Source organism: Virgibacillus sp. SK37 (assembly GCF_000725285.1).
In the GTDB taxonomy this organism is placed as follows: Bacteria; Bacillota; Bacilli; order Bacillales; family Amphibacillaceae; genus Virgibacillus_Q.
In genome coordinates, this window is record NZ_CP007161.1 from 2,154,947 (window position 1) to 2,169,859 (window position 14,913).

Annotated in this window: 18 protein-coding genes; all 18 read right to left on the bottom strand. The window is 36.1% G+C overall.

The window, feature by feature from the left end; all coding sequences use genetic code 11:
* Window positions 1-41: 41 nt before the first annotated feature.
* The 18 genes from X953_RS11120 to flhA all read right to left on the bottom strand — a co-directional run bounded on the left by X953_RS11120 (window position 42) and on the right by flhA (window position 14,896).
* Window positions 42-836: a phosphatidate cytidylyltransferase gene (locus tag X953_RS11120; RefSeq protein WP_040955641.1), complete on the bottom strand. Its 795-nt coding sequence runs from the start codon at window positions 834-836 to the stop codon at window positions 42-44.
* An 11-nt stretch (window positions 837-847) separates the two neighbouring features.
* The gene (locus tag X953_RS11125; RefSeq protein WP_040955642.1) at window positions 848-1,609 is read right to left on the bottom strand and encodes an isoprenyl transferase; all 762 of its coding nucleotides are present in this window, start codon (window positions 1,607-1,609) and stop codon (window positions 848-850) included.
* A gap of 211 nt (window positions 1,610-1,820) precedes the next feature.
* Entirely contained in the window at window positions 1,821-2,354 is a 534-nt protein-coding gene (gene frr / locus X953_RS11135; protein WP_040957086.1) for a ribosome recycling factor, read from the bottom strand.
* A 14-nt stretch (window positions 2,355-2,368) separates the two neighbouring features.
* Entirely contained in the window at window positions 2,369-3,091 is a 723-nt protein-coding gene (gene pyrH, locus X953_RS11140) for a UMP kinase (protein WP_019375728.1), read from the bottom strand.
* A 153-nt stretch (window positions 3,092-3,244) separates the two neighbouring features.
* Entirely contained in the window at window positions 3,245-4,129 is an 885-nt protein-coding gene (tsf, locus tag X953_RS11145; RefSeq protein ID WP_040955644.1) for a translation elongation factor Ts, read from the bottom strand.
* 101 nt (window positions 4,130-4,230) lie between these two features.
* On the bottom strand, window positions 4,231-4,986 hold the full coding sequence (gene rpsB / locus X953_RS11150) for a 30S ribosomal protein S2 (RefSeq protein WP_019375726.1): 756 nt from the start codon (window positions 4,984-4,986) through the stop codon (window positions 4,231-4,233).
* A 189-nt stretch (window positions 4,987-5,175) separates the two neighbouring features.
* A complete protein-coding gene (locus X953_RS11155; RefSeq protein WP_040955645.1) occupies window positions 5,176-5,610 on the bottom strand; it encodes a DUF6115 domain-containing protein in 435 nt (144 codons plus the stop codon).
* 11 nt (window positions 5,611-5,621) lie between these two features.
* Entirely contained in the window at window positions 5,622-5,927 is a 306-nt protein-coding gene (locus X953_RS11160) for a hypothetical protein (RefSeq protein WP_040955646.1), read from the bottom strand.
* Window positions 5,928-5,946: 19 nt separating this feature from the next.
* Window positions 5,947-6,525 (bottom strand): FapA family protein, encoded by a 579-nt coding sequence (locus X953_RS19135; protein WP_084715676.1) that lies wholly within the window; start codon window positions 6,523-6,525, stop codon window positions 5,947-5,949.
* The gene (locus tag X953_RS19140; RefSeq protein WP_084715677.1) at window positions 6,522-7,205 is read right to left on the bottom strand and encodes a DUF342 domain-containing protein; all 684 of its coding nucleotides are present in this window, start codon (window positions 7,203-7,205) and stop codon (window positions 6,522-6,524) included. The genes X953_RS19135 and X953_RS19140 overlap by 4 nt, the downstream gene beginning before the upstream one ends.
* Before the next feature lie 123 nt (window positions 7,206-7,328).
* Window positions 7,329-8,105, bottom strand: coding sequence for a FliA/WhiG family RNA polymerase sigma factor (locus X953_RS11170; protein ID WP_040955647.1), 777 nt, complete (start codon window positions 8,103-8,105; stop codon window positions 7,329-7,331).
* Window positions 8,106-8,211: 106 nt separating this feature from the next.
* A complete protein-coding gene (locus X953_RS11175; RefSeq protein WP_040955648.1) occupies window positions 8,212-8,709 on the bottom strand; it encodes a chemotaxis protein CheD in 498 nt (165 codons plus the stop codon).
* On the bottom strand, window positions 8,702-9,337 hold the full coding sequence (locus X953_RS11180) for a chemotaxis protein CheC (protein ID WP_040955649.1): 636 nt from the start codon (window positions 9,335-9,337) through the stop codon (window positions 8,702-8,704). The genes X953_RS11175 and X953_RS11180 overlap by 8 nt, the downstream gene beginning before the upstream one ends.
* A 4-nt stretch (window positions 9,338-9,341) precedes the next feature.
* Window positions 9,342-9,803: a chemotaxis protein CheW gene (locus X953_RS11185; RefSeq protein WP_040955650.1), complete on the bottom strand. Its 462-nt coding sequence runs from the start codon at window positions 9,801-9,803 to the stop codon at window positions 9,342-9,344.
* 38 nt (window positions 9,804-9,841) lie between these two features.
* Window positions 9,842-10,882 carry a chemotaxis response regulator protein-glutamate methylesterase gene (locus X953_RS11190; RefSeq protein ID WP_040955651.1) on the bottom strand — a complete coding sequence of 347 codons (1,041 nt, stop codon included), beginning with the start codon at window positions 10,880-10,882 and terminating at the stop codon, window positions 9,842-9,844.
* 6 nt (window positions 10,883-10,888) lie between these two features.
* The gene (locus X953_RS11195; RefSeq protein WP_040955652.1) at window positions 10,889-11,752 is read right to left on the bottom strand and encodes a MinD/ParA family protein; all 864 of its coding nucleotides are present in this window, start codon (window positions 11,750-11,752) and stop codon (window positions 10,889-10,891) included.
* A complete protein-coding gene (flhF, locus tag X953_RS11200) occupies window positions 11,745-12,866 on the bottom strand; it encodes a flagellar biosynthesis protein FlhF (RefSeq protein ID WP_040955653.1) in 1,122 nt (373 codons plus the stop codon). The genes X953_RS11195 and flhF overlap by 8 nt, the downstream gene beginning before the upstream one ends.
* The gene (gene flhA / locus X953_RS11205; protein ID WP_040955654.1) at window positions 12,863-14,896 is read right to left on the bottom strand and encodes a flagellar biosynthesis protein FlhA; all 2,034 of its coding nucleotides are present in this window, start codon (window positions 14,894-14,896) and stop codon (window positions 12,863-12,865) included. The genes flhF and flhA overlap by 4 nt, the downstream gene beginning before the upstream one ends.
* Between the last annotated feature and the right edge of the window lie 17 nt (window positions 14,897-14,913).

Genomic DNA, 14,913 nt, shown 5'->3' on the forward strand with positions numbered 1-14,913 from the left:
TTCCTTTATTCATAAATTGAATTGGATTGGAGATTTCTTTTTTAGTGAATAAAACCGATGAAGTGTAATATAGGTAAAACAAAAAGCATGCTGTCAAATCGATCCAATATTCCACCATGCCCTGGCAAAAGATTACCAGAATCCTTCACTCCATAATAACGTTTAAAAGCTGACTCAACCAAATCTCCAATTTGTCCAAATACAGAAGCCAATACCGTTACACCTATAATTGCAGGTACAGAGGGTGCGATTGGAGAGATTAACTGAAAAATGATACCTACTAAACATGCTAATAGTATACCACCTATAGCTCCTTCAACTGTTTTGTTAGGACTGATCTCAGGCCATAGCTTTCTTTTTCCGAGAGCTTTTCCAAAAAAATAAGCTCCTGTATCTGTTGCCCAGATAATCAGAAAAACATAAAGAATCATAGTCAATCCATTTAATTCACTATTCCTTGTTTCAATTAGGAAGAAAAACCCCATACCAACATAAATAGTTGAAAGTAGAATAAAGCCAGCATGGTCAAAATTAAACTTATTTTTAACTAATACTGTATATGCCAATAAAAACATTACAGCAAGCATAATAACCTCTGATTTTAGAAATCTCCCAAAAAGCAAATCAGCTTCTACTGGCATTAAAACAAGCCATAATAACGCGATTCCTAGAATTGAGGCTAATGAATACTTTGCAATCTTCCGCATTCGCATTAATTCAAATAAACCAATTGTTGCCATTACATAAACCAAAATAGTAAAAGGCAAATCACCAATTAATACAAATGGCAAAAAGATAAATAATGCGAGAACTGCGGTAATAATTCGTTGTTTCATATACCCATCACCTATAAACCTCCATAACGTCTCTTGCGTTGCTGATAATCCCGGAGTGCCTGTTGAAAAATTTCCTCATTAAAATCAGGCCATAGGACATCGGTGAACCAAAATTCCGTATAAGCCAGTTGCCACAACAAGAAATTACTTAAACGTTGTTCACCACTAGTACGGATTAACAAATCTGGATCGCAAAAGTCCTTTGTATATAAATAGTTGGAGAAACTACTTTCATCTAATTTATCGACATTAATTTTATTCGTATCGACATCTGACAAAATTTGTTTAATTGCCTGCATTATTTCATATCTACTACCATAGTTTAAAGCAAAGTTTAGGATTAATCCATTATTATCAGCAGTTTTATCTTTTGCGTATTGAACTGCTTCTTTTGTATGTTCAGGTAGTGCGTCAAAATCGCCAATTGTTTCGATTCGGACGTTTTTCTCCATAAGTTCCGGTAAGTAAATATGTAAGAATTCCTTTGGAAGCTTCATTAGGAATTCAACTTCCGGTTTAGGTCTTTTCCAATTCTCTGTTGAAAAAGCATACAAAGTGAGAATCTTGACATTAAATTTACAAGCTTCACGAACTATTTTAATAACAGAATTGACACCTTCTTTGTGACCTGCTATGCGAGGTAATGCACGTTTCTTTGCCCATCTGCCATTTCCGTCCATAATGATAGCAACATGATTTGGTATATTTTCCAAATCATTATGTGCAGAAGTTTCTTCTTGTTTATTTTTAAAAAAAGGAAGTTTCATTGACATAGTTTGTCCTCCGAATGCAGTTGATTTTCCGTATGTTTTCTTATAATTATAATCAATATGTAATAAAAAAAGATTATATTACAACTATAGTATTTTGGATGAATCAACATTATATCATTAAAACCATTATTTATTATAACGATTTTCGTTCTAAAAACAAAAGCCCCCTTAAACAAGAGGGCTACTACATGTTATTTTACATGGTTTATGTTTAAACTTCCAGAATTTCTTTTTCTTTTTCTTTAGCTAATTGGTCAACCTCTGCGATGAATTTATCGGTAAGTTTTTGAACATCATCCTGGGCATTTCGTAAGTCGTCCTCAGGTAAGTCACTTTCCTTCTTCAATTGATCGTTTGCATCACGGCGTACGTTTCTAATTTGCACACGTGACTCTTCAGCAAATTTACCAACAACTTTAACCAAATCTCTTCTTCTCTCTTCCGTTAGAGCTGGTATATTAATACGGATAACATTACCATCACTGGAAGGCGAGAGTCCTAAATCAGCTTTTTGAATTGCTTTCTCAACCTCTGAGATCGCTGATTTATCATATGGTGTGATGACTAGCAATCTTGCTTCCGGAGCTGATACAGAGGCAAGTTGATTTAATGGTGTGGATGCACCATAATAGTCGACATAAACACTATCCAGTAAACTCGGGTTTGCTCTTCCAGCACGTACCGTTGCCAAGTTCTTTGAAAAAGCCTGTACTGCTTGTTTCATTTTATCTTTTGTTTGGTTCATAATTGTATCCAAAATTATTTCCCCCTTATTGTTGTTCCGATCGTTTCTCCTTGAACAACCTTTTTAATGTTGCCCTCTTCCATTATAGAGAAAACGATTAACGGAATGTTATTATCCATACATAATGTAGAAGCTGTTGAATCCATTACACCTAATCCCTCATTCAACATTTCCATATAAGAAAGATTTTCATATTTTTCGGCATTTTCATTTGTTTTAGGGTCGTCTGTATAGACCCCATCCACATTGTTTTTAGCCATTAAGATTACTTCTGCTTCAATCTCTGCCGCACGCAAAGCTGCAGTTGTATCAGTAGAAAAGTAAGGGTTTCCCGTTCCTGCTGCAAAAATAACCACACGCTTTTTCTCCAGGTGACGAATTGCTTTTCTACGTATGTAAGGCTCAGCTACCTGGCGCATTTCAATGGATGTCTGAACGCGAGTAGGAATTCCAATTGTTTCTAAGCCGTCCTGTAATGCTAGTGAGTTCATAATTGTAGCAAGCATTCCCATATAATCAGCTGTTGCCCGATCCATCCCCATTTCGCTTCCTACTTTACCTCTCCAAATATTACCTCCACCGACAACAATTGCAATTTCCACGCCTAATTCTGCGACTTCTTTCACTTGGTTTGCAATTGAGTTAATAATTTCTGGTTCGATTCCGTAACCTTGTTTGCCACTTAAAGCTTCTCCGCTTAATTTCAGAACAATTCTACGGTAATGAGCTGTTGTCATAATAACCTCCATAGGAATAGAATAATTTTTTATGGTATTTTGTGGGCTCTTTATTGAAGTATATCTTTGTACAGGAAAAAGCAATAGTAACCCTTTATACATACATGTGGAGAAATAGGGAACAACATGTGCTCCCTATTTCATCTCATACTATTATTTTTTAATTTGACTCATTACTTCATCAGCAAAGTTCTCTTCACGTTTTTCCATGCCTTCTCCGACTTCATAACGAATAAATGTTTTAACGGCAGCGCCTTTATCAGCAACATACTTCTTAACCTTTTGATCTGGATCTTTAACAAAGCTCTGTTCAAGCAAGCAAATTTCTTCAAAGTATTTGCCAAGACGGCCTTCTACCATTTTCTCAACAATTTTCTCTGGTTTTCCTTCATTTAGTGCTTGAGTCTTTAATACTTCTCTTTCATGATTTACTTCTTCTTCAGAAACAGCATCACGAGAAACATAACGAGGGTTTACAGCAGCTACGTGCATTGCCACATCTTTAGCTACCTGGTCATCATTTGAGCCTTCTAACAATGTTAGTACGCCAATACGCCCACCCATGTGCAGGTATTCACCAAATACATCGTTATCCGTTTTATTTATTACAGTAAAACGACGCAATGAAATTTTTTCACCAATTTTAGCTACAGCTGAATTGATGTATGTTTCAACAGTTTCTCCTTCACCATGAAGCTTTTGTTGTAGAGCTTCTTCAACTGTTTCCGGCTGATGCTTAACAATGTGGCTTCCTAATTCAGAAAGTAATTGTTTAAATTGCTCATTTTTAGTAACAAAATCAGTTTCACAATTTACTTCTAATAATACTGCGCTGTTGCCATCTACTGCAATATAAGTAGAGCCTTCAGCTGCAATACGGTCAGCCTTCTTAGCAGCTTTTGCAATTCCTTTTTCTCGCAAGTAATCAACAGCTTTATCCAGATTACCATCCGTTTCCTGTAGAGCTTTCTTACAATCCATCATACCTGCACCAGTTTTTTCACGTAGTTCTTTTACCATTTTAGCAGTAATAGCCATAGTATATCCTCCTTGTGTATAATCCTAATTTTAAAAAGAAATCTTCGTAAAAAAGGTGATAAAAGGCTCTCATCCTCTTATCACCCTCCACCTTTTAATAATTACTCTTGATTTGAATCAGAATCAGACTCAGCAACAGCAACAGGTTCTTCTGCCTGAACTTCTTCTGTCTCTTCGCCTTGTTTCACTTCTAAAATAGCATCTGCCATTTTTGAAGTCAAAAGTTTCACTGCACGAATAGCGTCATCATTCGCTGGAATAACATAATCAATTTCATCCGGATCACAATTTGTATCTACGATTCCAATAATAGGAATATTTAATTTATGTGCCTCAGCGATCGCAATACGCTCTTTACGTGGGTCAATTACGAACAATGCGTCAGGAAGCTTGTTCATTTCTTTAATACCACCCAAGAACTTAACCAAACGATCTTTTTCTTTTAATAAGTTAACGACTTCTTTTTTCGGTAATACTTCAAAAGTTCCGTCTTCTTCCATACGTTCAATATCTTTTAAACGTTGGATACGCTTGCGGATTGTTTGGAAGTTAGTAAGAGTACCACCCAACCAACGTTGATTCACGTAATACATACCTGAACGAGTAGCTTCATCACGTACAGAGTCCTGAGCCTGTTTCTTTGTACCAACAAACAGAACCGTACCGCCATTTGCAGCGATATCCTTTACGTAGTTGTAAGCCTCGTCTACCTTCTTAACGGTTTTTTGTAAATCGATAATATAAATACCGTTACGTTCTGTGAAGATATATTTCTTCATCTTCGGGTTCCAGCGGCGAGTCTGATGTCCAAAATGTACACCAGCTTCTAATAGCTGTTTCATTGAAATTGCTGACATAATAATTTCCTCCTAATGGTTTTTTCCTCCGTTAAGATCATTTTTGTATAAATACCCTCTCTTAAAAGCTGGCACCACATATACAAATCACTAAACGTGTGTTTTTATTACATGTTTATTCTACATAAACATAGTATTTACACCAAAAATTAATATATCATAATGTTTGATGAGAATCAAGTGTAACTGTTAACTTTTTGCATGTAATTTAATAACTAATGCTGCTTCTGTCTTACCACAGTCCAATTGTTTTGCTATTTCTTCTGCTGTGTAACCGTTTTGATATAATTGAAGGATTCTCGCCTGTAATGAAGCCACCATTTTATCTTCCGGCATTTCTTGATGCGGAGCATAGAATGGTTGATCCGTTTCGTCTGAGTGTGGAAGATTAGATACTTTCTCATCTGTGTTTTTTTGTTTGTTTTCTTCAGGAATATTGTTCAACGTTTTTTGTAAATACTCATTTTCCGCTTTAATTTCTTCCAGATATGTATCAAATAAGTCCATTATCTCAGAGGGGGATTGTACTTGTTGGAGTGTGTTTATCTTCTTAATAAGTTGAAAAATTATTATGAACGTTAATATATGTAATAGAAAACTAATAAATAGTAAAAATGAAACCATATAAATCCCTTCTATCCCTTAAAATCCACTTTGGTTCCTAAGTAAGGATGCTTATCCAAAGTATTTATTTCTCTATGACCATTTCTTGTTTCTTCCATGGTCTTATGATGATTCTCTTGAGAATGCTTATTGCCCATTATTTTCCTTTGTAGTTCTGTATTATTCACACGGGTTTGCTTTTTTACTTCCCTTTTTAATTGAGATTCTGTCAATAAATGTTGAGTATGCTGGGGCTGTTTGTGTAATTGGTCCTGAAGTTTACCAGCTTCCATTGTTCTTGGTAATGCAACCTGCAATTCTATCGATTTCCAGCTCATCGTCTCTCCACCCATTTCATTAAAATAAAGGAAGAATGTTGACCTCATTATCTTTTAAAGATACTTTTACATAGTGTTGATTTGCATCGATCGTACGTTGGTATTTTCCAAAGGCAACAGTAACATTTGCATATAGATTATTCCGAACAACTAAAGATGCCTCTCTGTTCTTGTCTTCCTCAAATCCTATTTCCAGCAATAATTGATTGATATCTTCTAATTGTTTGTTAACTATTAATAGAGAGTTTTTCTGCTTTAACTCCATAATACGTATCTTTGGATTATTTGTATAACCTCTTGCTTTTAATTCATTCCCTAATATTAATAGCTTCTCTTTCTTCTCGTTCAATTCCTGCTTCGTGTTAAATAATTGTTGTTTCTTCTCTTCCAGAAGGTAGTTTAGTCCAAGTACAATTTCTGTTTTTGTATTCATACGATTGCCCGCATCACGAACCTCAATCGAAGCTCCTCCTATAATTCTTCCACCAATAATATGACCTCTCTGGCAAAAAATTTGCTCCCTCGCAGTAATGTCACTGTGCAGTATGGAATTTTCAACATACAAATCCTTGCCTGCATGAACAATCCCTTGATTTATATATACCCAATATAAATATTTTCTCCTGCTTTTAACAAACCTTTTTCAATTCCTGCCAAACCTTCCGAAATTGTAATTGATCCATCTGCTATGATTGTAGCAGCTTCTACCATTCCAAAGATAGTGATATCTCCTTTGGCTTTTACTCGATACCCTGAAGGTACATCCCCATGGATGTGGATAGAACCGGTAAAATCAAGATTTCCTTCTTTCAAGGATAGCGTTTCATGCACTTCAAATATTGGCTGTACTTGTTTTTCCTTATCTATTACACATAACTGTCCAAAGGTTGCTGCGTAGTAGGTTTGTTCTAAACTCTTAAAAACTACATTCTTACCTGCTTTGCATATAGGGGCTTTGCCGGGTTCAGCAGGTATAGAGTTACCATACACATCCATGCCATCCATGCCAGCTCTTGGAGGGCTAATTGTGGCCAGCTTTTCTCCAACCTCGACAGAAGGTATCTGCATCACATCGCGAAAATTCCAATTGTCAGTTCGGTTAATTTCACGACTCCTGTTATGATAGTAAACCAACTCGCCATCTTCCCCGTTTTGTGGTCGGGTTCCTTCCGCTAAGGTGATAGGTAACTTACAGGTTGAAATAGAAGTATCAAATAAGTGAAGTGCTTCTTCAAGAATTCCATAACTAATATGTTGCTCCTCAAGCAATTTTCTAATTTGGGAGGTTTCTACAAAGTATTAGGTTGAGCCAACTTCCTACAGTTAAGTACAACCGTCATTTTATCTTTCGAAACAGTTAGGTACAAATATTTCAAAATGTCTTCCATTCCTTAACACCTCTTAACCCAATGCATGCAACTTTTTTAATGTACTTCTAAGTTTTAGGATTGATCTCTTATGTATTTGAGAAATTCTGGATGTTGTTAATCCTAGTACCTGACCAATTTCTGTTAGTGTTAGCTCATCATTGTAAAACAAACTTATAACCAGTTGTTCATTTTCATTAAGTGTCTTCATTCCAGTCGCAAGCTCTTCCTTCAATTCCTTAAAGAGCAAGCTGTTTTCAGGAGTAATAGTAGTATCATCTGAAAGGGAATAACCAGCTCTTTCCTTATCATTCTCCATATCCTTTGGGTTTTCATCCATCGAAAGAAAATTTGAAAATAAGGAATCCCTTAAAACATTTTCAACCTCTTTAACAGTGAAACCGATTTTACTTGCAATCTCTTCCGTAGTAGGTTTGCGATAGAGTGATTGTTCCAGTTCCTGGGCGATCTGTTCTATCTTTTTCGTTTTTTCTCTTAAGGATCTTGGTAACCAATCTTCTTTCCTCAATCCATCCATAATGGACCCACGTATTCGAAAAGAGGCATACGTATCGAATTTTAAATCTCTGTCTGGCTCAAATTTGTTTAAAGCATCGTATAACCCCAATGTTGCAAAGCTTTTAATATCATCCTTACTTACATTGCTTGGTAAATGACTTGAGATTCGTTCAACATGGAAACTGATAAGATACGTATAATGTTGAATTAATTCGTTTGCGGTCGCATTTGATTTATGTTTATACCAGTCATCCCACAGTTGTTGTTCATGAGATAAATTATATTCTGTCATTTTCTGCTCCCCCTTCAGCTTATATTTAAATAAGGAAAGCCTAATTTCTTTAAATATCATTTAGTTGCCTAGAAGTTGTTTATGCTTGCAGCCTATTCAAGAATGTTCAGATGTATATTTCTGCTTTATTCACTTTGCGGATTTTTAACTTACTTGTTGTTGGATCAAACTCAATTGTCCTACCTGAATTCCCTCCAATATCAGAAGCAATTACTGGTATTCTCAGTTTTTTTAACATTTCTATAACGGCATCACTATTTCTTGGACCGATTCGCATAATGTCTGTATTTGACGAAAACTGAAACATTTGTGCCCCACCTGCAATCTTGGCCTTAACCGCCGATTTCCTTGCACCTAACTCGAGCATCTTTTCAAGTAATAGAGGAATTGCTGTATCAGCATATTTATATTTATTAATGTTTTCTTGTTTTGCCAAGCTGGAATCAGGCAATAAGATGTGAGATAAACCAGCTATTTGATTTGTCTGATCATACATTACAACACCTACACAAGAGCCAAGACCTGCTGTTCTAATGAGATCAGGTGCCATAATGGCATTTAAATCTGCAATACCAACTTTTACTACTGTCTGAACATCATTCATTGTCCTTTACTCCCAATGCTAAGAATATTTTGTGGAAAGATTCTGGGTCAGGAAGTAAAAAGAAATTGCCCTGTATCCCTCTTTGGGAATCCGTGTTACTTATTTTAGTATCAATAACAATAGCAAAATCGGTAACCTGTGAGATCTCCAGTAAACCTACTGTCAAAATAGCCCCTGCCATATCCATACTTAGCAACGGAATAGATGGTTGCATGTTTATAGAAGTGAAATCAGACAAAGCAGTTAAATAGGACCCCGTTAATATATTTCCCGCTTCTTGAATTACAGATATTGCTAATTCATCTGGCCCTTCTTCACTTAGTAAACTTATCTTTTGGTCTCCTGTTATCTGATTAATTAATAATTCAGCCTCTTCTATTGACAAAATTAGGTAGACGGAACCCGGAGCCTCTCCCAGAATTCGAAAAAATACAGCCACAATTAATTCTTCCGGTCCGCCAATTAAGTCCATCATTTCATCGTAGCTGACAATATTAACGGAAGGTACTTGCATATCAACTTTTTTATCCAATAGTTTAGACATAGAGGTAGCTGCATTACCAGCTCCAATGTTTCCTATTTCACGAAGTACGTCTTTTTGTACGGATGTCAATTTAGATATATCCATTTTTCTATTCCTTTACTGGCTGTATGTTATTAACTTCCTCAGCAGATAAAACTTTTTCAAGATCCAAAAGAATAATCAATCTTTGCTCCAATTTAGCTACTCCTTCAATGTAATCAATGTCTACTGCTCCAATTACTTCGGGAGCAGGTTCAATCGTCTCCTCAGGTATATCTACTACATCGTTTGCAGCATCCACAATTAGACCTACTTCTTTATCGTCCATATTAATAATAATTATTCGAGAGTGATCAGTAAATTCAGCTTCAGATAAACCAAATCGAATCCGGAGATCTATAATTGGGGTCACTACTCCTCTAAGATTGATTACCCCTTTTACAAAGTTAACGGTTTGAGGCACTCTCGTTATTGGTGTGATACGTTCTATTAGTCCTACTTGCTGTACAGATACTGCATACTCTTCATTGTCTAATTGAAAAACAATCATTTTACGCGTTTTATTTTCCATTATAATTACTCCCTTATTTTTAGTTGAGCACTTTTTACTTATTTATTACCTATAACTAACGTAGAAATAGTTGGCCCCATTTGCTGTAAAGGGATAACATGATCTACCAATTTTGTTTTTACTGCAGCAAATGGCATACCATACACAACAGCAGACTCTTCAGCTTCTGAAATAACGATAGTATTTGGATCCTCTTGTTTTAAATGTTTAATGCCATTTGAGCCATCACTCCCCATCCCTGTAAGAATTACTGCGAATTTATTACAATGACGGTTCTTTGCAAGGGAGTTGAATAATGCATCAACAGCAGGTCTGTGTCCATGGAGGGGTTCATCTTGCGTTAATTGAATTCTTGTTCCACTTACTTTCATATGATAATTGCCAGGAGCTATATAAACAGTGCTTTCACGCAAGCTTTCTCCATCTTCAGCTTCTTTTACGTGGATAGCACAAAGAGAGTTTAATCTCTCCGCCAATGATTTGGTGAAACCTGGTGGCATATGCTGCACAATTAGAATAGAAGCAGGCAAATTCCCCGGTAATTGAGTTAGTAGATGCTGTAAAGCCCGAGGACCACCAGTAGATGTTCCGATAGCAACTATCGTTTTATAATCTCTACGAGGTAGTGTTCTTGGCACTATATTTGATTGTCTAATAGACTGTCCTTCTTTAGGAAGTTTTATTTCTGCTGCTGTAACTATCTTTTTAATCAATTCTGCTTGTACTTTATCCATATCCATGGAAATTGGCCCAGAAGGCTTTGTTATAAAATCGACTGCCCCATTAGAAATAGCTTCAATCGTTTTACTGGTTCCCTCCGACGTAAGGCTTGATAGCATAATTACAGGCAAAGGACTGTATTTCATAATTTCTTGTAATGCTGTCATCCCATCCATCACTGGCATTTGTACATCTAAAGTTACTACATCCGGTTGTAATTGGTTTATTTTCTTAATGCCATCTTCACCATTTCGAGCAGTACCAATAACGCTAATTCTGTCATCACTTTCTAGAATATCTGTAATAACCTTGCGCATAAAAGCAGAATCGTCAACTATTAGTACTCGAATTACACTCATAGTAAATTACCTCTCTAGTATCAGTTGTTTTAGTTTTTGGACAAATGAACGACTTTGTTTGTCATGCTTTTCTATACCACATTCTATATATGTCTTTGTTATTTTTTTAATCGCCTTTGTAACAGGTGCTTTTTCATATAGAAGGAGATAAGGCGTTTGTCTCCTAACTGCATTGGAAACGTGTTTATCTTCAGGAAGAATTCCAAGTACTCTCACTTGCTTATTTAAAAATTGGGTAATAACTTTTGAAAATTTTGCTGCGGCATTCTCCCCATCACGCTCACTCTGTGTGCGATTCATAATGAGAGAGATTGGTAAATAAGACTTATAAGCTACAATATGTTTAATTATACTATATCCATCTGTGATAGAAGTAGGCTCCGGCGTAGTTACCAATATACATTCATCTGAGGCCAACATGAAAAAAATACTATCACTTGTCACACCTGCTCCCATATCAAAGATAATATAGTCATACTCGGAAGCTACTTGTGTGTATTGCTTGTAAAAATATTCCCGATTTTTTTCAGTCATGGTAAAAAAATCTAATAAACCGGAACCGGCTGCAATATAGGACAAGTTACAGGGTCCCTGTTCAATTATATCAAAAATTGATAATTGCTCTTTGAACATATCAATAATGGATTTGCTAGGATCCAATCCAAGTAAAATATTTATATTTCCCATCCCTATGTCTAAGTCTATAATCAAGACACTTTTTTTCTGTATAAGAAGTTCAAGGGAAAAATTCAAAGCTACATTCGATTTCCCTACTCCCCCTTTTCCACTGATAACTGAGATCGTTTTTGCTTCCCGACCGTTTCTACTTTTATTCAGGCGTCTACGTAATTCGGTTGCTTGATCATTCATTAACGATTCTTCCAAAAACAAAGTCAGTTACTATCTCTGGAGTGGCTTCAAGTAAATCTTCCGGCACATCCTGTCCGTTTGTTATATAACCAATCCCAATTTGTTTTTCTAATGAAATGGTAAGCATACTTCCAAACTGAGTTGTTTCATCCATTTTAGTAAAAATGATATTTTTTATAGGCAGGGAATTGAATTGGTCATAAATCTCAGTTAAATCTCTTGACTTGGCTGTCAAAGCAAGTACCAAATACATCTCTGATTGCATAGCGATCGAAGTAAACTCTTCTATTTCATTAACATACTTCTTATCTCTAAAATTCCTTCCGGCAGTATCTACAAGAACAAGATCATAATTTTTAAATTTTTCTAAAGCAATCAAATACTCCTTTTTGGAATATGCAACCTCCATTGGTACTTCAAGAATTCGGGCATATGTTCTTAACTGCTCGACAGCAGCAATTCGATATGTATCCATAGTGATAAACGCAACTTTCTTATGGTCTTTCAGCATACTGTTAGCTGCAATCTTTGCAAGTGTTGTTGTTTTTCCGACACCAGTTGGTCCTACAAAATAGACAACTTTGCATTCATAACTGAGACCGGAGAAATTAAGTTCATTTAACTTTTCTTTCATCTCATTTTTTGTCTCTTTAACTATCATCTTATAGTCAACCAATGTGACATCTTTTAACTTATCAATCACTGAACGGATTATTTCAGCAGCTAAATGCGGAGCTACCTCTTGGTCACAAAGATGCTGATATACAAGCTGGAAATCTGCCGGATAATCGTATTTCTCTTCTGCTGATAGCTGAATTAAACTTTTCAATTGTTTTATCTCATCTAATACTTGGTGATCAGTTGATGGAAACCTATCATGTGTTTCATTGGCAGGCAAAAGTTTATCTTTAACCATAGCGGGCTTTTGATTTGACGATACTGGGTCAGGATCAAGGGCTGCTACTACTTCAATTTTTGTTTTTTGAAATAAACCAAGAAATCCACCATGGCGTAATTCTTTAGAATTTAATATAACAGCATCTGAACCTAGTTCTTTTCTGATTTCTTTCATCACTTCAGGCATCGTTGGTCCTACATATTTTTTCACCTTCATGCGATATTAACAACTCCCACGCTTTGTACTTCCACAGTTGGCTCCAATTCATTATATGAAAGTACCACCACCTGCGGTAAAAACCTTTCCACCAATTGCTTTAAATACATTCTAATCGCTGGAGAGCATAACAGAATTGCGGTTTCCTCCTGTATGGCAAGTTTCTCCACTTCCTGATGTATGGTTTTAATAATTTCTTGCTGCATTTCTGGATCTAGAGACAAATAATTCCCATGCTCTGTTTGCTGAATATTTTCTGCTATCATTTTTTCTATCTTTCCCGAAACAGTTATCACCCTTAAAGACATATCCTCATGCACATATTGCTTCGTAATTTGAGGAGACAATGCTTGGCGTACATATTCAGCCAATAATTCTGTATCATTTGTTAGTTTCGCAAAATCTGCTAATGATTCAAAAATCACTGGTAAATTACGAATTGAAATATTTTCTTTAAGTAACTTGCTTAAAACCTTTTGTACATCACCAACACTTAGTGGATCTGGAGTTACCTCTTCAGCCAATGTCGGATAACTTTCACGTAAATGCTCGATCAGTTGTTTTGTTTCTTCTCTGCCCAAAAGTATATAGGCATATTTCTTAATTATCTCTGTTATATGTGTAGAAACAACTGAAGGAGGGTCAACAACAGTATAACCCGACAACTCAGCCTCATCTTTATATTCTTCGGTAATCCATTTTGCGGGAAGGCCAAATGCAGGTTCTTTTGTAGCAATTCCTTCCATATTATCTTCTTCTATATCCGGAGCCATTGCTAAATAATGATCCAGCAACAATTCACCTGTTGCTACTTCATTTCCCTTGATCTTTAGTCTGTATTCATTAGGGTTCAGTTGGATATTATCTCTAATCCTTACAACTGGAATGACGATACCGAGCTCTATAGCCAACTGACGTCTAATCATTATTATTCGATCAAGCAGATCTCCACCCTGGCTACTGTCTGCTAGAGGAATAAGCGCATAACCAAACTCAAATTCAATTGGGTCCATATTTAAAAGGCTGACTACATTCTCTGAAGATTTCATTGAAGAGCTTTCTGTTAAATCTTCTTCCTCCGGATCTGGGATATCAGGCTCTGCTGTTTGACGCAGTAATAAATATCCACTTAACGCAAGTAATCCAGCAAGCAATGTCGTCAAAAAGAAATTTATTGGTGTTAATCCAAGTAAAAATATTGTCCCAGCAGCTATGAACAAAAGTTTAGGATATTGGAGTAACTGACCTGAAACTTCGGTTCCCAAGTTGCCTGTACTTGCAGTTCTGGTAACCACTATGCCGGTCGCAGTAGAAATTAACAATGCAGGTATTTGGCTAACAAGCCCGTCTCCCACGGTCAAACGCATAAATGTGTTAATCGCTTCCTGGAAGGTCATATCCATTTGCACCATACCGATAATAAGACCAAAGACAATATTGATAAGAACAATAATTATACCAGCAATCGCGTCCCCTTTTACAAATTTACTGGCCCCATCCATTGAACCATGAAAATCTGCTTCATTCTCAACTTTTTCTCTTCGTTCTTTTGCTTGTTGCTCTGAAATTAAACCCGCATTTAAATCTGCATCAATACTCATTTGTTTACCTGGCATTGCATCTAATGTAAAACGGGCAGATACTTCAGAAACGCGCTCTGCTCCCTTGGTAATTACTAAAAATTGAATGATGACTAAGATTATAAACACGACAAAGCCCACCAGTGGATTTCCACCAATTACGAATGAGCCAAATGTTTCTACAACTCCACCTGCCTGTGCTTCTGAAAGAATGGATCTTGTTGTGGAAACGTTCAATCCAAGTCTGAATAGAGTTAATAGCAATAAGAGAGTAGGAAAAACAGAAAACTGTAACGCTTCCTGTGTATTCATAGACACTAATATTACAATCAAGGCTATCGATATATTACTTAAAATGAGTACACTTAATAACCATCCCGGTAATGGGATGATTAACATGATTATGATTAATATAACGCCTAAGAGTACAGATAAGTCACGTGCTTTCATTATTATTTCTCCTTATT